17 protein-coding genes are annotated in these 16,252 nt (G+C 70.8%); 13 read left to right on the top strand and 4 right to left on the bottom strand.

Annotated elements, in window-relative coordinates:
• A partial coding sequence (locus tag QZW52_RS14355; RefSeq protein ID WP_363226776.1) for an OB-fold nucleic acid binding domain-containing protein occupies positions 1–672 on the top strand: 672 nt, incomplete at its 5' end.
• Here QZW52_RS14355 and QZW52_RS14350 read toward each other — a convergent pair.
• Genes QZW52_RS14350 through QZW52_RS14340 form a run of 3 tightly spaced genes read right to left on the bottom strand, consistent with a single transcriptional unit; the run spans position 657 to position 2,795 of the window.
• On the bottom strand, positions 657–863 hold the full coding sequence (locus QZW52_RS14350; RefSeq protein ID WP_294000051.1) for a c-type cytochrome: 207 nt from the start codon (positions 861–863) through the stop codon (positions 657–659). The genes QZW52_RS14355 and QZW52_RS14350 overlap by 16 nt on opposite strands.
• Positions 864–865: 2 nt before the next feature.
• Positions 866–2,113: a PQQ-dependent sugar dehydrogenase gene (locus QZW52_RS14345; protein ID WP_294000049.1), complete on the bottom strand. Its 1,248-nt coding sequence runs from the start codon at positions 2,111–2,113 to the stop codon at positions 866–868.
• A 16-nt stretch (positions 2,114–2,129) separates the two neighbouring features.
• Positions 2,130–2,795, bottom strand: coding sequence for a hypothetical protein (locus tag QZW52_RS14340; RefSeq protein ID WP_294000047.1), 666 nt, complete (start codon positions 2,793–2,795; stop codon positions 2,130–2,132).
• Between the two features lie 58 nt (positions 2,796–2,853).
• Between QZW52_RS14340 and gspG the strand changes: the two genes are divergently transcribed.
• From gspG to gspF, 11 genes are read left to right on the top strand one after another with little or no spacing between them, the layout of a single operon-like run.
• Positions 2,854–3,300, top strand: coding sequence for a type II secretion system major pseudopilin GspG (gene gspG / locus QZW52_RS14335; RefSeq protein ID WP_294000045.1), 447 nt, complete (start codon positions 2,854–2,856; stop codon positions 3,298–3,300).
• Entirely contained in the window at positions 3,297–3,791 is a 495-nt protein-coding gene (locus tag QZW52_RS14330; RefSeq protein ID WP_294000043.1) for a pilus assembly FimT family protein, read from the top strand. The genes gspG and QZW52_RS14330 overlap by 4 nt, the downstream gene beginning before the upstream one ends.
• Positions 3,772–4,155 carry a type II secretion system minor pseudopilin GspI gene (gene gspI, locus QZW52_RS14325; protein ID WP_294000041.1) on the top strand — a complete coding sequence of 128 codons (384 nt, stop codon included), beginning with the start codon at positions 3,772–3,774 and terminating at the stop codon, positions 4,153–4,155. The genes QZW52_RS14330 and gspI overlap by 20 nt, the downstream gene beginning before the upstream one ends.
• 14 nt (positions 4,156–4,169) lie before the next feature.
• Positions 4,170–4,922, top strand: coding sequence for a PulJ/GspJ family protein (locus QZW52_RS14320; protein WP_294000040.1), 753 nt, complete (start codon positions 4,170–4,172; stop codon positions 4,920–4,922).
• 20 nt (positions 4,923–4,942) lie between these two features.
• The gene (gene gspK / locus QZW52_RS14315) at positions 4,943–5,926 is read left to right on the top strand and encodes a type II secretion system minor pseudopilin GspK (protein ID WP_363226772.1); all 984 of its coding nucleotides are present in this window, start codon (positions 4,943–4,945) and stop codon (positions 5,924–5,926) included.
• 60 nt (positions 5,927–5,986) lie between these two features.
• Positions 5,987–7,231, top strand: coding sequence for a type II secretion system protein GspL (gene gspL / locus QZW52_RS14310; RefSeq protein ID WP_294000038.1), 1,245 nt, complete (start codon positions 5,987–5,989; stop codon positions 7,229–7,231).
• The gene (gene gspM, locus QZW52_RS14305) at positions 7,228–7,749 is read left to right on the top strand and encodes a type II secretion system protein GspM (RefSeq protein ID WP_294000036.1); all 522 of its coding nucleotides are present in this window, start codon (positions 7,228–7,230) and stop codon (positions 7,747–7,749) included. The genes gspL and gspM overlap by 4 nt, the downstream gene beginning before the upstream one ends.
• A 42-nt stretch (positions 7,750–7,791) precedes the next feature.
• Positions 7,792–8,700 (top strand): type II secretion system protein N, encoded by a 909-nt coding sequence (gene gspN / locus QZW52_RS14300; RefSeq protein ID WP_294000034.1) that lies wholly within the window; start codon positions 7,792–7,794, stop codon positions 8,698–8,700.
• Positions 8,701–8,702: 2 nt separating this feature from the next.
• The gene (gene gspD, locus QZW52_RS14295) at positions 8,703–10,883 is read left to right on the top strand and encodes a type II secretion system secretin GspD (RefSeq protein WP_294000032.1); all 2,181 of its coding nucleotides are present in this window, start codon (positions 8,703–8,705) and stop codon (positions 10,881–10,883) included.
• Positions 10,884–10,885: 2 nt separating this feature from the next.
• A complete protein-coding gene (gene gspE / locus QZW52_RS14290; RefSeq protein ID WP_294000030.1) occupies positions 10,886–12,301 on the top strand; it encodes a type II secretion system ATPase GspE in 1,416 nt (471 codons plus the stop codon).
• A gap of 17 nt (positions 12,302–12,318) precedes the next feature.
• The gene (gene gspF / locus QZW52_RS14285; RefSeq protein ID WP_294000029.1) at positions 12,319–13,542 is read left to right on the top strand and encodes a type II secretion system inner membrane protein GspF; all 1,224 of its coding nucleotides are present in this window, start codon (positions 12,319–12,321) and stop codon (positions 13,540–13,542) included.
• Here the strand turns inward: gspF and QZW52_RS14280 are convergent.
• Positions 13,523–15,343, bottom strand: a complete 1,821-nt coding sequence (locus QZW52_RS14280; protein WP_294000027.1) for a diguanylate cyclase — start codon at positions 15,341–15,343, stop codon at positions 13,523–13,525. The two genes, gspF and QZW52_RS14280, sit on opposite strands and share 20 nt — an antisense overlap.
• A gap of 176 nt (positions 15,344–15,519) precedes the next feature.
• Here QZW52_RS14280 and QZW52_RS14275 point away from each other — a divergent pair.
• Positions 15,520–16,252: AAA family ATPase (locus QZW52_RS14275; protein WP_294000025.1), on the top strand; the 733-nt coding region annotated here is incomplete at its 3' end.

Below are 16,252 nucleotides of genomic sequence, written 5' to 3'. Positions count from 1 at the left end.
ACCTGGGACGTGAAGACCCGGCTCACGCACGAGAAGGTGGCGCTGGGCTACTACTTCTCGGGCCACCTGTTCGACCAGGTGGAGGCCGAGGTGCGTCAGTTTGCCCGCCGCAGCATCGGCGACGCGCAGGACAGCCGCGACCCGCAGACCCTGGCGGGCATCGTCGCCGACCTGCGCATCGTCAATGGGCAGCGTGGCAAGGCGGCGATCTTCAAGTTCGACGACAAGACCGGCGCAATCGAGTCGGTGGTGGCCGAAGAGCTACTCAACGCGCATCTGGCGCAGCTCAAGGACGACGAGCTGCTCATCCTCACGGGCAAGGTGCAGAACGACCGCTTCAGCGGCGGCCTGCGCTTCAACGTGCAGCAGATCACCGACCTCGCCACGGCGCGCAGCCAGCGGGCACGGCACCTGCTGGTCCCCGTGACCGACACGCTGCCGGCGTTCGAGCAGTTGCTGGCCGAGCACCCCGCCAAACCGGGCGCACCGTCCGAGTTCGGCGAGGAGAGCCGGCCGCAAGGGGTGTCGATCCGCCTGCGCATCCAGCGCGAGACGGCGGTGGGTGATGTGGACCTGGGACCGGCGGTGCGCTTCTTTCCGAGTGACGCCGCGCTGCTGTGGTGGAAGACGCAGACGGGCGGCGCGGCGCGGATGGTCTACAGCGACGAGTAAAACGCCGCCAGGTCCGCGATGTCGTCATCGCTCAGCGGTTTGGAGATGACCACCATCACCTCGTGCGGCCGCTTGCCGCTGCGGAAGTTGCGCAGTTGCGCCGCCACATCGGCAGCGGCCACCCCCTCCCCGAGCAACAAGCCCCCGACGGCGACCAGCGTGGCCGGCCAGAAGGCCCTGCTCGTCGCCATGCTCACGGCGCCGTGTAGGTGATGCGGTAGATCGCGCCGGCGTAGTCGTCCGAGACCAGCAGCGAGCCGTCCTTCATCACCGCCACATCGACCGGGCGACCGCGGTAGGTGCCGGTGTTGTCGTCCAGCCAGCCGTCAGCGAACACCTCCGTCTTGTCGGCCGTGCCGTCGGCCTTGAGCGAGGTGAACAGCACGCGGGCGCCGATCGGCTTGGTGCGGTTCCACGAGCCGTGCTGCGCCGAGAAGATGCCGCCCTGGTACTTGGCCGGAAAGCTCTTGCCCGTGTAGAAGGTCATGCCCAGGTCGGCGGCGTGTGCGTCCATGTAGACCTGCGGGTCGGTGATGTTCGCAGGCAGCGGATCTTTGTCGTAGCCGTGGTCGGTGATGCGGGTCTTGCCCTGCTTCCACGGGTAGCCGAAGAACTGGCCGGCCTTGGTGATGCGGTTGATTTCGCCCGCGGGGATGTCGTCGCCCATGCCGTCGGTCTGGTTGTCGGTGAACCAGAGGGTGCCGTCCTTGGGGTTGAAGTCCTGGCCGACCGAGTTGCGCACGCCCGTGGCGTAGACCTCGCGCTTGCTGCCGTCGAAGGCGTTCATGCGCACGATGCCGCCGATGCCGGTCTTGGTGTACAGGTCGAGCTTGTCGCGCGGCTGGACGTTGTGCGGCTGGCCGAGCGTGATGTAGAGCTGACCATCCGGGCCAATGCGGCAGGTGCGGGCGCCGTGGTTGTAGGACTCTTCTTCCACGGGGATGAGCTGGCCCTGCGGCACCACCTCGATCACCGCGACATCCGGACCTTCATAGAAGAACTCGGCCGCGGGGAAGTTGAGCACGCGGTTGTGCTCGGCCACGATCAGGAAGCCGTCCTTGGTCCAGCACACGCCGTTCGGGTTGCTGAACTTCAGGGATGGCGCGAAGGACTTGACCTCGTCGGCCACCCCGTCGCTGTTGCGGTCGGTGACGGCCCAGACCGTGGTCTTGCGGGTGCCGACGAACAGCATGTTGGTGCTGGGCGCGATGGCCATGTGGCGCGCATCGGGCACGATGGCGAACAGGTCGATCTTGAAGCCCGCCGGCAGCCGCACGCGCTTGAGGTTCTCGCGGATGGCGTTGGCGTTCTTGCCTTCCTGCGGCACGACGGGGATGTTCAGATCGGTCGTGGCCACCTTCATCTGCTTGAGCTTGTCGATGCTCTGGGCGAACGCTGTCGAGGCACAGGTGTGATACGCGCGCCATGGGCCATGGCCCATGGACGGAGGTGCGCGGTCAGCGGGACAGGTTGGGATCGACCACGCCGCCAGTGACGCTGCCTGCGCGGTCGGGCATGGGTTGCTCCTGCTGGAGCGGAGGCTGCAGCGGGGGTTGCATCTGCTGGACAGGCTGCTGCATCTGAGGCGCCATCTGGCCGGGCAACGGCACCTGCCCCGCAGCCGCCGGCAGACCCACCGTGGCCCCTGGCACCCGCACGCCACCCGCCACAGCCGGGCCGGCCAGCGTGCCGGTGGCCGGCGGCGGCAACTGCGGCAGGTCCAGCGTGAGCTGCGCCGCTGCCCCGGACGGCCCGAGGCGCACGCCCTTGGCCGTCACCGCCTGCAGCACCCACTGCCCATCGACCGCGCCGCCCTGCCGCACGACGCGGGCGGGCTGGTCGTCCACCGACAGCACGGCCCAGCCCGCCCCCGCACTGGTCGAGGCCACGGCGCCCACGAGCTTGAAGCGCGCCGCAGCGGGCGGCGGCGGTGCCGCCGGTTCACCCGCCGGTGCCACGGCCCCCAACAGGCGCAGCACGTCGCCGCGCACCGCCTGGTCGATCCCCACCGTCTGGATTTGCGCCGGCACGGGTGCGGGACGCGCGAACAGGCGCAGCCCCCAGAACACGAGGCTCCCCGCCAGAGCGGCCCATACCCACCATGCTGTCCAACGTGCTGCCATGGGGGCGGATTATGATCGACGGCCCCACCTGCCTTGCGCACCCACTGGACTGACTGCCATGAAATCCCTGCGACACATCGCCCAGCATGCCCGGAACGCCCAGCGCGGCTTCACCCTGATCGAGCTGATGGTGGTGCTGGTGATCATCGGCGTGCTGGCGTCCCTGATCGTGCCGAGCGTGCTCGACCGCGTGGACGAGGCCAAGGTCACGGCCGCCCGCACCGATGTCAACAGCCTGGTGGAAGCCCTCAAACGCTACCGGCTCGACAACCAGCGTTACCCCACCAGCGAACAAGGTCTGCAGGCCCTGGTCGCCAAGCCCACCACCGGCCCCATCCCGCCGAACTGGAAGCCGACGCTCGACAAGCTGCCCAACGACCCCTGGGGCCGCCCCTACCAATTCGCCAACCCTGGCGTGAAAGGCCCGATCGACGTGTTCAGCTACGGCGCGGATGGACAAGCCGGCGGTGAGGGCAAGGACGCGGACATCGGTTCCTGGCAGTGAACCGGAGACGCACCCGCGGATTCACGCTGCTGGAGCTGATGGTGGTCGTGGCCATCATCGCGCTCGCCAGTGCGGCCGTCACCCTGGCCCTGCCGGACACCGCCAGCACGCGGCTGGAGCGCGAGGCCACCCGGCTCGTCGCCATCCTCGAAACCGCGCGCGTGCAGGCCCGCTCGCTCGGCACACCCGTGCGCTGGGTGCCCGGCCGCCCCCGCCAGAGTGCCAACGACAGCCCCGACCAGCCCGGCCCGGACTTCCACTTCACCGGCCTGCCTGAAGGCCACGGCCTGCCCGAACGCTGGTCCGACGCCGACCTCGCCGGCAAGATCGGTGTGGTGCTGCCACCAGGGCAAGCCGGCCTGCTGCTCGGCCCGGAGCCGGTGATTCCGGCGCAGGCGGTGATCCTGCAGCTCGACGACAAGCGCCTGCGCCTGTCCACCGACGGCCTGAGCGCCTTCGCGGCGACCCCCGATGTCCCCGCGCCGCAGTGACCGCGGGAAGGCACAGCGGGGCCTGACCCTGATCGAGGTGCTGGTGGCGCTCGCCATCGTCGCCATCACGCTCGCTGCAGGCATCAAGGCCGCGGGCGCGCTGACCGGCAACACCCAGCGGCTGGCCGACACGCTGGCCGGCCAATGGTGTGCGGACAACTACCTCACCCGGCTGCGGCTGGAGCGCCAGTTGCCCCCGGTCGGCGACAGCGCGTTCACCTGCGAACAGGTCGGCCAGAGCTACAAGGGCAACGTGTCGGTGCGCCCGACGCCGAACCCGCTGTTCCGCCGCATCGATGTCCACATGCTCGACACCGAGGGCCAGCACCTGCTGCTCTACACCACCGTGATGTCCCGTCTCTGAGGTTGCCCGGTTCGATGCACCCGACTCCTTCCCGTCGCTCCGCTGGCTTCACCCTGATCGAGGTGATGGTGGCGCTGCTCATCCTGGCGCTGATGTCGGCCATGGCGTGGCAGGGCGTGGACGCCATCGCGCGCAGCCGCGAATCGACCCAGGCACGCATGGACCGGCTGCTGCGCCTGCAGACGGTGCTGGCGCAGTGGGAGGCCGATGTGCAGGAGGTGATCGACACGCAGGTCGTGCCGGGCCTGAACTTCGACGGCGCGACGCTGCGCCTGACCCGGCGGCAGCCCGAGGGCGTGCAGGTGGTCGCCTGGACGCTGCGCGGTGGCCGCCTCTACCGCTGGAGCGCGCCGCCCTCGACCGCCCTCGACACGCTGCAGGACGGCTGGATGCGCAGCTACCAGTTGCTCGGCAACGAGCCGGGCACGCTGGCGATGCTGGACCACGTCGCCCAGTGGCAGCTCTTCGTCTTCCTGACCAGCAGCAACGGCTGGAGCAACGCGCAGTCCAGCGGCGACGTGGCCCAGGCGGCACCGCCGGCCGCCGCCGAGCCGCAGGCACCGCCACCGCCGCCACCCGAAGCAGGCACCGCCCCTGCCGGCACGGTGTCCAGCACGCTCTCGGGCAACGGCATGGTCAGCGCCGCACCGCCGGTCGTCGTCAACCACGACGCGCTGCCCGACGGCCTGCGGCTGGTGATCGGCTTCGCGCCCGGCGGGGCGGCCGACGGCACGCTGACCCGCGAAGTGCGGCTGGTCCACCCATGACCAGGCCCAGACCCATGCCCATGCCCATGCACCGGAACCTCCGACAACGCGGCGCCGCGCTGCTGACCGCGATGGTCATCGTCACCGTCGTGGCCACCCTCGCCTCGGGCATGGTCTGGCAGCAGTGGCGTGCCCTGCAGGTCGAGGCGGCCGAGCGTGCCCAGACCCAGTCGCAATGGGTGCTGCAGGGCGCCCTCGACTGGACCCGCATGATCCTGCGCGAAGACGCCCGCGAAGGCGGCGCCGACCACCTCGGCGAACCCTGGGCCGCCCCGCTGGCCGAGGCCCGGCTGTCCACCTTCCTCGCCGCCGACCGCGCGATGGCCGAGGACGCTCCCGACGCCTTCCTCTCCGGCCGCATCGAGGACGCGCAGTCGCGCTACAACCTGCGCAACCTCGTGCAGCAAGGCAAGGTCAGCGCCAGCGAGCTGCAGACGCTGGAGCGGCTGTGCGGCTTCCTGGGCCTGGGCGCGGATGTCGCGCCCAGGCTGGCCGAGGCCCTGCGCCGCGCCACGCCCGGCAGCGCCACCGAAGCCCCGTCCGACAGCGGCACCAACGCGCCCCTGCTGCCACTCATGCCCGTGTCGGTCGAAGACCTGGGCTGGCTCGGCCTGGACAGCGCCACGGTGCGCCGCCTGCAGCCCTATGTCGTGCTGCTGCCGCGGGAAACGCCGGTCAACCTGAACACGGCGTCCAAGGAGGTCATCGCCGCCGTGCTGCCGGGCATCGATCTGGCCAGCGCCGAGCGGCTGGTGCAGTCCCGGCTGCGCGAGCACCTGAAAACGCCCGCCGACGCCAAGACCGTGCTGGGCGAGCGCGCGCTGGCCGACGCGCGTCGGGTCAGCGTCCACTCGAACTACTTCCTCGTCTACGGCGCCCTGCGGCTCGACCAGGTGATGGTGGCCCAACGCTCGCTGCTGGAGCGCAATGGGCGCGACGTGCGGACCCTGTACACCCGGCGGCTGCGCGACCTGACCGAGCTGGAGAACGCGCTGCAGCGGTGAGCCGCGTTCCAGCGCCCGCAGGCCCGCACCTACAATCGCCCCGACACGTCCACCCCACCCATGAGCCTGCTCGTCCTCCAACTGCCCACCCGCACCCGGCTGCACTCGCAGACCCGTGCGTCCGCGCAGGCCCCCGGTACCCGCGGCGAGCTGGGCTTCGTGCTCAGTCCGGACGGGCAATCCGTCCAGTCCGAAGGCCAGTGTGCCGCCGCGCTGCTGCCCAGGGCGACCGCCGTGGTGGCCGTGCTGGCACCCGCCGATGTGGCCTTCCACCGCCTGACCTGCCCGAAAGCGCCCGCGGCACGCCTGCGCGCCGCGCTGGCAGGCATGCTCGAAGAACAAGTGCTCGACGAGGTGGACCAGCTCCACCTGAGCCTGGCCCCGGACGCACGACCGGGCGAGGACACCTGGGTCGCCGCCACCGACCGTGCCTGGCTGACGGCAGAGCTGGCCGCGCTGGAGGCGGTGGGCGTCGTCGTGGACCGGGTCGTGCCGGGTCTTTGGCCAGACCTGCAGGCGCATGGCCATTTCCACACCCCGCTGGACGATGACAAGCCCCGGACGCTGCTGACCTGGGCCGATGCGCAGGGCGTGTGTACCTGGCCGCTGCTGGGCAGTCTCTCGCGCAGCCTGCTGCCCGAGCCACTCGCCGACAACACGCTGTGGACCGCGGACCCCGCCGCCGCCACCCCCGCCGAACGCTGGCTCGGGCAGCCAGTGCAGGTGCTCGGCCTGGGCGCGCGGCTGCTGGCCTCGGCGCAGAGCGGCTGGAACCTGCGCCAGTTCGAGCTGGCCGCGCGCCACCGCGGGCTGGCGCTGCTGCGCGACGCAGGCAAGCAATTCCTCACTCCCGGCTGGCGGCCCGTGCGCCTCGGGCTGGTCGGGCTGGCACTGGCGCATCTCGTCGGACTGAATGCCTGGGCCTGGATGCAGCGCACCGAGCTGCAGAACCGCCGCACCGCCGTCGCCAACCTGCTGCGCACCACGCACCCGCAGGTGCGCGCCGTGCTGGACGCGCCGCTGCAGATGGCCCGCGAGAACGAGCTGCTGCGCGCCAGTGCCGGCCGCCCTGGCGACACCGACCTGGAGCCGCTGCTGCAGGCCGCCGCCAGCGTCTGGCCCGAGGGACGGCCGCCCACGGTGCTGCGCTACGAGAACAGCCGCCTGTCGCTGGGCGCGCAGGGTCTGGGTGCCGCCGAGCTGGCCCAGATGCGCGCCACGCTGGAGCCGGCGGGCTGGCAGATCGACAGCGCCGACAACCAGATCACCCTGGGCCGCACGCCCCTGCCCGGAGCCGCCCGATGAAACCCGCACTGCCGCGATCCGACGCCCTGCGCCAGTCACTCGCCCCGCTGCAGCAACGCTGGCAGGCGCTGGCCCCGCGCGAGCAGCTCGGCGCCACGCTGGGGCTGGGGCTGCTGCTGGTGTTCGTGGTCTGGAGCTTCGCGGTGCAGCCCGCTCTCAAGACCCTGCGCACGGCCCCGGCCCAACAAGCCGTGCTCGACGCGCAGCTCGCCCAGATGCAGCGCCTGGCCGCCGAGGCCGCCGAGCTGCGCGCCCTGCCCCCCGTCGATGCGGCACAGGCTGACGCCGCGCTGCAATCGGCCACCCAGCGTCTGGGCGCCGCTGCCCGCCTGCAGCGCAGCGGCGAGCGGCTGACCGTGGCCTTCACCAGCGTCGAGCCGGCCGCGTTGATGGCCTGGCTGGCCGAAGTGCGTGCCGCGGCCCGCGTGCGCGTGGTCGAGGCGCAACTCGGCCGCACCGGCAATGGCTACAGCGGCAACCTTGTGCTGACGCTGTCTGCGGCGTCCACTCCCCATTGACCCGCTGACCCACGGCACAAGGCACAAGGCACGCACCCGCACATGGCCCTCCACGGCACTCCCTGGCGTCCCACTTACCAGCCCTCGGCGCCCGCATCGGTCTTCGGCTCGGCTGCACGCAAGGCGGCTGGCCACGGCTGGGTGGCGCAGGCGCAGGCCAGCCGACGCTGGGCTGTGGTCGGCACGGTCGTGGGCGCGGCGGTGGCATTGGTCGCCTTCGCCCCCGCGCACTGGCTGGCCCAGGCCGTCGCCACGGCCACGCAGGAGCGTGTGCTGCTGGCCAACGCGCAGGGCACGGTCTGGTCCGGCGATGCCGTGCTGGTGCTGAGTGCGGGGGTCGGCAGCCGAGACGCCCGTGCCCTGCCCGGCCGCATCCGCTGGACACTGCGTCCGACCGGCACCGCCGTGCGGCTGGCGCTGCAACACGACTGCTGCCTCAACGGCGAACAGGTGCTCCTCGTGCAGCCGGGGTTTGGGCAGGTCCAGGTGTCGGTGCAGCCGGGGAAGGCCGACCAGGGCGACTGGGTAGGACAGTGGCCCGCAGCGTGGCTGGTCGGACTCGGCACGCCGTGGAACACCCTGCGCCCCGGCGGCGCGCTGCGGCTGACCACGCAAGCCCTGTCGCTGCGCTGGGCACAAGGCCGCTTCGCCATGGCCGGCAGCGCGGGGCTGGAGCTGCGCGACTTCTCTTCCCGCCTGACCACACTGCCGCGCCTGGGCAGCTACCGGATCACCTTCAGCGGCGACCCGGCGCAGGCCGGCACCGCCCTGGTGACGCTGGACACGCTCGACGGCGCCCTGCGGCTCAGCGGCACCGGCAGTTGGAGCCAGGGCGGCCTGCGCCTGCGCGGCGAAGCCACCGCCACCGACGCCGACCGCCCGGCCCTGAACAACCTGCTCAACATCATCGGACGGCGCCAAGGCGCGCGCTCCCTGCTCACGATCGGATGACCATGACGCTGTGCCCTCGACCCTCCGCACCGCGCCGCGTGCTCGCCGCGGCGCTGGCCGGCACCCTGGCCCTCGGCCACCTCACGCCGCTGCAGGCGCAGCAGTCCCGCCGCGCCACCGCCGCCGCACCCACCACCGCCAAGGTGACGGTGAACTTCGTCAACGCCGACATCGAAGCGGTCTCCCGGGCGATGGCTGCCATCGTCAAGCGCCAGATCCTGGTCGATCCGCGCGTGCGTGGCCAGATGACGCTCTACAGCGAACAGCCCCTGACCGAACGCGAAGCCTTCCTGAACTACCTCTCGGTGCTGCGCGGGCTGGGCTTCACGGTGGTGGACGTGGCCGGACTGCTCAAGGTCGTTCCCGAGGCCGAGGCCAAGCTGCAGACCGGCACCGTCTCGGTCGGCAACGTCATGCGTTCGGGCGACCAGATCCTCACGCAGGTCTTTCCCCTCAAGCACGAGAACGTCAACAACCTCGTGACCGTGCTGCGCCCGCTGATCACGCCCAACAACACCATCAATGCCAACCCCGGCAACAACACGCTGGTCATCACCGACTACGCCAACAACCTGCAGCGCCTGGCCCGCATCATCGCGGCGCTGGACACCCCCGCCGCCACCGATGTCGAGGTGATTCCGGTCAAGAACGGCTCGGCGTCGGACCTCGCGCCGATGGTGCAGCGGTTCGCCGATTCCTCCTCGGGCGGTACACCGGGCGCCCCGGCCGCGATGTCCGGCGGCGTGTCGATCATGGCCGACCCGCGCACCAACTCGCTGCTGGTGCGGGCGCCCAACGCGGCGCGGCTGGCCGTCATCCGCGGGGTGATCGACAAGCTGGACCGCCCCGGCCCGCCGGGCGGCGCGGCCGGCAACATCTACGTCGTCTACCTGAAGAACGCCGACGCGACCCGGCTCGCCGCCGTGCTGCGCGCCGCCTATGGCGCGGGCGGCGGCGGCGCGTCCGGCGGCAGCACCGGTGGCGCCAGCACGGGCCTGGGTGCCACGTCGGCCAGCAGCGGCGGTGGCATGGCCACGGCCATCGGGGGTCAGGGCGGTTCGGGCGCTTCGGCGCAATCGACCACGCCGGTCAGCGCCTCGGCCAACCCGTCCACGGGTGGTTTCGTGCAGGCCGATCCCGCCACCAACGCGCTCATCATCACCGCGCCCGAGCCGGTCTACCGCCAGCTCCGCGCCGTCATCGACCAGCTCGACGCCCGCCGCGCGCAGGTCTACGTCGAGTCGATGATCGTCAAGATGGACGCCAGCCAGGCGGCCGAGTTCGGTTTCCAGTGGCAGGGGCTGCTGGGCAAGAGCGGCGACAAGTACGGCGTCATCGCCGGCACCAACTACAGCGCGACCAGCGGTGCCGGCTCCAACCTCGTCACGCTGTCCCAATCGACCACCAGCACCGGCGTCAACCTGGGCGCTGGCCTGAACGTGGGCCTGATCCAGGCGCTCAACGGCATCTACACGCTCGGCGCGCTGGCGCGTTTCCTGGAAAGCAGCACGGGCGCCAACATCCTCTCGACCCCGAACCTGGTTGCCCTCGACAACGAGGAAGCCAAGATCGTCATCGGCCAGAACGTGCCCTTCATCACCGGCAGCTTCACCAACACCGGCACCAGCAACGGCTCGGCCAACCCCTTCCAGACCATCGAGCGCAAGGACGTGGGCCTGACGCTGCGGATCAAGCCGCAGATCGGCGAGAACGGCACCGTGCGGATGCAGATCTACCAGGAGAACTCCAGCGTCATCGCCGGGACGACCTCGTCGAGTGCCGGCCCCTCGACCGAGAAGAGTTCGATCGAGACCTCGGTGGTGGTGGACGACGGCCAGATCATGGTGCTGGGCGGGCTGCTCAAGGACGAGTACGCGGACGGAGAAGACCGCGTGCCGGGGCTGGCCAGCATCCCGCTGCTGGGCAACCTGTTCAAGGCGCAGAACCGCAAGCGCATCAAGACCAACTTGCTGGTGTTCCTGCGCCCGGTGGTGATGCGGACCCAGGAAGACGCCAACACGCTGACCATGGACCGCTATGACCTGATCCGCGCCCGCCAGCAGGACGGTCAGCCCAAGCCCTCGCAGGTGCTGGGCATCAACGAGTCGCCGGTGCTGCCGGAACTGCGCCGCGGCGAACGGGCCACGCCGATGGCACCTTCTGCCTCGACTCCGGGCCGCTGAACGTGCGCCATCCCCTGCCCTACGCCTGGGCCAAGGCCCAACGCCTGCTGCTCGAAGACGACGGCGACCGCCTCGTCCTCTGGGCCGACGCCGAAGCGCCGCGCGCCGCACTCGCCGAGGTGCTGCGCCTGCACGCCGTGGACGCCATCGAGCGCGAAGCCCCCGAGCGCCTCGCCCAGCGCATCGCCCAGGCCTATGCCGGCGGTGAATCCAGCGCCGCGGCGGTGGTCGGCGAGGTGGAAAGCGCCGTCGATCTGGGCCGGATGATGCAGGACTTGCCCGCCGTGGAAGACCTGCTCGAAGCGGCCAACGACGCGCCGATCATCCGCATGCTCAACGCGCTGCTGACGCAAGCGGCCAAGGACGGTGCGAGCGACATCCACATCGAGCCGTATGAACGCTCGTCCGCCGTGCGTTTCCGCGTGGACGGCACGCTGCGCGAGGTGGTGCAGCCGAACAAGGCGCTGCACGCGGCGCTGATCAGCCGGCTGAAGATCATGGCCGAGCTGGACATCGCCGAAAAACGCCTGCCGCAGGACGGGCGCATCTCCTTGCGCATCGGTGGCCGCGCCATCGACGTGCGGGTCTCGACGCTGCCGAGCGTGCATGGCGAGCGGGCCGTGCTGCGCCTGCTCGACAAGGGCGAGGCGAAGTTCTCGCTGCCGGGGCTGGGGATGCAGGGTGACACCTACACGCGCTTCTCCGCCCGCATCCAGCAGCCGCACGGCATCGTGCTCGTCACTGGCCCGACGGGTTCCGGCAAGACGACCACGCTCTACGCCGCGCTGGGTCAGGTGGACACCAGCACCACCAACGTGCTGACCGTGGAAGACCCGGTCGAGTACGAACTCGCGGGCATCGGGCAGACACAGGTCAACGCCAAGATCGACCTCACCTTCGCGAAGGCGCTGCGGGCGATCCTGCGGCAAGACCCGGACGTGATCATGATCGGCGAGATCCGCGACCACGAGACGGCGCAGATCGCCGTGCAGGCGTCGCTGACCGGCCACCTCGTGCTCGCCACGCTGCACACCAACGACGCGCCAAGTGCCGTGACGCGGCTGACGGACATGGGGATCGAGCCGTTCCTGCTGAGTTCGTCGCTGCTGGGCGTGCTCGCGCAGCGGCTGGTGCGCAAGCTCTGCACGACCTGCAAGCGCCAGGGCGACGACGGCCGCTGGCACCCGGTCGGCTGCGACGCCTGCGGCCACAGCGGCTACAAGGGCCGCACGGGGGTGTACGAGCTGATGGTGGTCGATGACGACGTGCGCGCGCTGATCCACAGCCGCGCCAGCGAGGCCGAACTCATCGCCGCGGCCCGTGCCGGCGGCCTGCGCTCGATGCGCGAGGACGGCGAGCGGCTGGTGGCGACCGGCGTCACGTCGCTGGAAGAGCTGATGCGCGTGACCCGCGACTGACCCGACACACCGCACCCATGCCCGCCTACCGATACGAAGCCCTCGACGCCGCCGGCAAGACCCAGACCGGCTTGCTGGAAGGGGACAGCGCCAAGGCCGTGCGCTCGCAACTCCGGGCGCGGGCGCTGGTGCCGCTGGACGTGCAGCCGGTCGCCTCCGAAGCGGCGGCCACGGCGGCGGCGGGCGGCTCGATGATGCGGCGGCGGGTGTTCTCCGCCACGACGCTGGCGATCTGGACGCGGCAGCTCGCCGGGCTGGTCGGCGCCGGCCTGCCGCTGGAACGCGCCCTGACCGCGCTTGCCGACGAAGCCGAAGACCCCCGCCAGCGCGACCTGCTCGCCCACCTGCGCGCCGAGGTCAACGGCGGCGCGCCCTTCGCCCAGTCGCTGGGCAGCGCACCGCGCGAATTCGACGATGTCTACCGCGCCGTCGTCGCCGCAGGCGAACAGAGCGGGCAGCTTGGCCGTGTGCTGGAGAAGCTCGCCGACGATCTGGAAGAACGCCAGGCGCTCAAGTCCCGGCTGGTCGGCGCGACGCTCTACCCGGCCATCGTGTCGGTGGTGGCGATCGTCATCGTCATCTTCCTCGTCACCTACGTCGTGCCGCAGGTGGCGCAGGTGTTTGCCGGCAGCAAGAAGGCGCTGCCCTTCCTCACCAGCGCGATGCTGGCGTTGAGCGCGTTCCTGCGCCACTGGGGCTGGGCGCTGCTGCTCGCCTTGATCGGCGCGGGCGGGCTGCTGGTGCTGGCACGGCGCAACGAAACCACCCGCGAACGGCTCGACGCGGTGGTGCTGACGCTGCCGATCGTCGGCCGGCTGGCCCGCAGCTACAACGCGGCGCGTTTTGCCGGCACGCTGGCGATGCTGGCCGGCTCGGGCGTGCCGATCCTGAAAGCCCTGCAAGCCGCGGCGGAAACGCTGTCCAACCGCGCCATGCGGGCCGACGCGCTGGCGGCGTTGGTGCAAGTCCGTGAAGGGGCGCCGCTGGCCTCGGCCTTGTCGTCGAAGAAACGCTTCCCCGGCCTGCTGTCGATGTTCGCCCGCCTGGGCGAGCAGACCGGCGAGCTGCCCGTGATGCTGCAACGCGCCGCCACGCAGCTCGGCGCCGAGGTCCAGCGGCGGGCGATGCAGATGGCCACCATCCTGGAGCCGCTGCTGATCGTGGTGATGGGGGCGATGGTGATGGTGATCGTGCTGGCCGTGCTGCTGCCGATCATCCAGCTCAACACGTTCGTGAAGTGAGCCGCCGGACCTGCCCCTTGCCGGACTGCTTGCCCAGGTACATCGCCTGGTCGGCGCGGCGCATCAGCTCGGCCACGTCCCAGCCGTCGATCGGCGACAGCGCGTAGCCGATCGTCGCCCCGACCTCGCACGGCCCCGTGCGCAGCCGCATCGGTGCCACCAGCGCCTGCAGCAGCGCCGCACCGATGCGGCGGGCGGCGTCGTCGTCCGGCAAATCGCTGACCAGCACCACGAACTCGTCGCCCCCGGTGCGTGCCGTCAGGTCGCTGTCGCGCACCCCGCGGCGCAGGCGCTCGCCGATCTCCACCAGCACAGCATCCCCGGCATCGTGGCCCTGGCGGTCGTTGATCTGCTTGAAGCCGTCCAGATCGACGAGGTAGAGCGCCACCAGCCGATCCGGCCGCGCACGCGTCAGCATCGGTGGAACAGCCGCGTGCAGACCCCGCCGGTTGAGCAGCCCGGTGAGCGCGTCGGTGGCGGCCAACTGGCGCAGGTGGTCGCCGTCGCGCGTGGCTTGTTCGGCCGCGCCGCGCAGTTGCTGGACCCGCATCCCCATCACCAGCAGCCACATGAGCATCTCCAGCAGCGAGCCGATCTGCAGCGCATGCAGCGTCACCGTGGTGGCCGCCACCTGGCCGATCGCCAGACGGCCCATCGTCACGCCGCCCACCGCGTACAGCGCCCAGCCGAGGAACACCAGCGCAGCCGCCCGGTCCCCCTGGCGCCAGCGCATCCACGCGAAGGGCAGCGCCAGGAACATCGGCAGCGGCCCGATCAGCTTGGCCACCTGCTGCGCCGCGCGGTAGCCGAACACATCCATCAGCAGCAGCACCAGCGCGGCCCCGGCCACGCCCGCGCAGACGTGCATCACCAGCGACATCCGGGGGGACAGGCTCCGGATGTCGAGCACCCGGTCGATGAAGAGGAAGGCCCCCAGCGCACTCAGCAGCACGCAGGCCGGCGACAGCACCTCGGACACCCGGACGTGTTCGCCCCAGAGGTGCTGCAGCCCGAGTCCGTTGTAGGAGAACAGGTACAGGCCGATGCCGAACACGCTCAGGCCGTAGTAGGCGAACAGGCGGTCGTGCAGGCTGAACCACTGCGCCAGGCTGTACAGCAGCAGGCACAGCATCACGCCGGTGGAGATGCCTTGCAGCAGTTGCACCCGGTCCTCGCCCTGGTGGAACTGCTCGGGCGTCACCAGACGCAGCGGCGTGACGAGGCTGCCCTCGCTGGACACCCGCAGCAGCAGCGTGTAGCGCCCAGGCGGCAGATCGAGCGGCAGGACGTGGGTGCGGGTCGGCAAGGCCCGCCAGGACAGCGGCCGGCCATCCCCGGCGCGCTGGTAGGCCGTGCGCAGCGGTGTGCCGTCGTGCAGCAGCACATGCAGGTCCACGAGGTCCAGCGCCGGAAACGCCACATCGAGCAGCCACGCGCCTCGGGCAGCGGGCTGCAGGTCGATGTCCCAGACCAGCCAGACTGCGCCACGGCGCTCGCCGAAGTTCGCCGCGGGCACGTCCGGCCGCACGCGCTGCGGCAGGCGCTGGCGCACCTCGTCCAGCGTCCAGCGCCCGGACGTGTCGTACAGCACCGACACGGCGGACCAGGGGTCAACCGCCTGCTGCCGGTCGTGCAGCACCACCACGGGCACCGCCTCCTGGGCCGCACGCACCAGCCCGATGCCCAGACACAGCGCCGCCAGCACGCTGCACAGCAGGCAGCGCACCACGCGGGTCAGCCGGGTCAACCAGACCGTCACTTCGGGGCCTTTCAGGGGGAGCGGGTCTACGGCTTTCGACACGCCGGGCGGAAGCTGAAGTCCGCCGAGTCGCGCAGGTGCCATCCCCTGAACGATCGGCTGAACTGCCCGCACTTGCGGGTGCTTCCCCGCTGTGCGGTGGACCTGGCTTGCGTCATGCTAGTCACGACACGAGAGAGTCCCTGGACACCGCCACAGACAGTCACCCGGAGGTATGCATGCGTTCACCCTGCACCGATCTCGTCTGCGCCATCCCGATCGCCCGGATGCGCCATCTCTACCGGCTCGACGAGGTGGAGCGCCGGCTGACCAAGCTGGCCGCCAAGGACCACGAACAACTGCGCGCCACCTACGAGCGGATGCTGGAAAAAGGCCCGGAGCGGTTCCAGGTCAAGCCGTCCGGTCTGCCGCTGATGGACCACCTCTACGACGAGCTGCCCAACTTCCACCCGGTGCTCGACGACGTGCGCCGCCAGTTGGCCTTGTGCGAGGACAGTGGCGACGCGCTGGAGATCACGCCGATGCTGCTGCTCGGCCCGCCGGGCGTGGGCAAGACGCACTTCGCCCGCGAGCTGTCGCACCTGCTGGGCACGGGCATGGGCTTCGTCTCGATGAGTTCGCTGACCGCCGGCTGGGTGCTGTCGGGCGCGTCGAGCCAGTGGAAAGGGGCGCGGCCGGGCAAGGTGTTCGAGACGCTGGTGGACGGCGCCTATGCCAACCCGCTGATCGTCGTGGACGAGATCGACAAGGCGGGAGGTGAGCACGCCTACGACCCGCTCGGCTCGCTCTACAGCCTGCTGGAGCACGACACCGCGCACAGCTTCACCGACGAGTTCGCCGAGGTCGCCATTGACGCCAGCCAGGTGATCTGGGTGGCGACCGCCAACGACGCGCGCGCCATCCCCGAGCCGATCCTCAACCGGATGAACGTCTACGAGGTGCCGATGCCGG

The sequence above is a fragment of the Sphaerotilus sp. genome (genome assembly GCF_013299175.1).
In the GTDB taxonomy this organism is placed as follows: Bacteria; Pseudomonadota; Gammaproteobacteria; order Burkholderiales; family Burkholderiaceae_C; genus Sphaerotilus.
The sequence above is the reverse complement of the archived record's forward strand: the minus strand, read 5'-3'. Positions and strand labels throughout refer to the sequence as shown.

Excerpts from the sequence above, each read along its gene's own strand:
- QZW52_RS14350 (WP_294000051.1), bottom strand. The coding sequence starts at position 863 with ATGGCGACGAGCAGGGCCTTCTGGCCGGCCACGCTGGTCGCCGTCGGG.
- QZW52_RS14345 (WP_294000049.1), bottom strand. The coding sequence starts at position 2,113 with ATGGGCCATGGCCCATGGCGCGCGTATCACACCTGTGCCTCGACAGCG.
- QZW52_RS14340 (WP_294000047.1), bottom strand. The coding sequence starts at position 2,795 with ATGGCAGCACGTTGGACAGCATGGTGGGTATGGGCCGCTCTGGCGGGG.
- gspG (WP_294000045.1), top strand. The coding sequence starts at position 2,854 with ATGAAATCCCTGCGACACATCGCCCAGCATGCCCGGAACGCCCAGCGC.
- gspI (WP_294000041.1), top strand. The coding sequence starts at position 3,772 with ATGTCCCCGCGCCGCAGTGACCGCGGGAAGGCACAGCGGGGCCTGACC.
- QZW52_RS14320 (WP_294000040.1), top strand. The coding sequence starts at position 4,170 with ATGCACCCGACTCCTTCCCGTCGCTCCGCTGGCTTCACCCTGATCGAG.
- gspK (WP_363226772.1), top strand. The coding sequence starts at position 4,943 with ATGCCCATGCACCGGAACCTCCGACAACGCGGCGCCGCGCTGCTGACC.
- gspL (WP_294000038.1), top strand. The coding sequence starts at position 5,987 with ATGAGCCTGCTCGTCCTCCAACTGCCCACCCGCACCCGGCTGCACTCG.
- gspM (WP_294000036.1), top strand. The coding sequence starts at position 7,228 with ATGAAACCCGCACTGCCGCGATCCGACGCCCTGCGCCAGTCACTCGCC.
- gspN (WP_294000034.1), top strand. The coding sequence starts at position 7,792 with ATGGCCCTCCACGGCACTCCCTGGCGTCCCACTTACCAGCCCTCGGCG.
- gspD (WP_294000032.1), top strand. The coding sequence starts at position 8,703 with ATGACGCTGTGCCCTCGACCCTCCGCACCGCGCCGCGTGCTCGCCGCG.
- gspF (WP_294000029.1), top strand. The coding sequence starts at position 12,319 with ATGCCCGCCTACCGATACGAAGCCCTCGACGCCGCCGGCAAGACCCAG.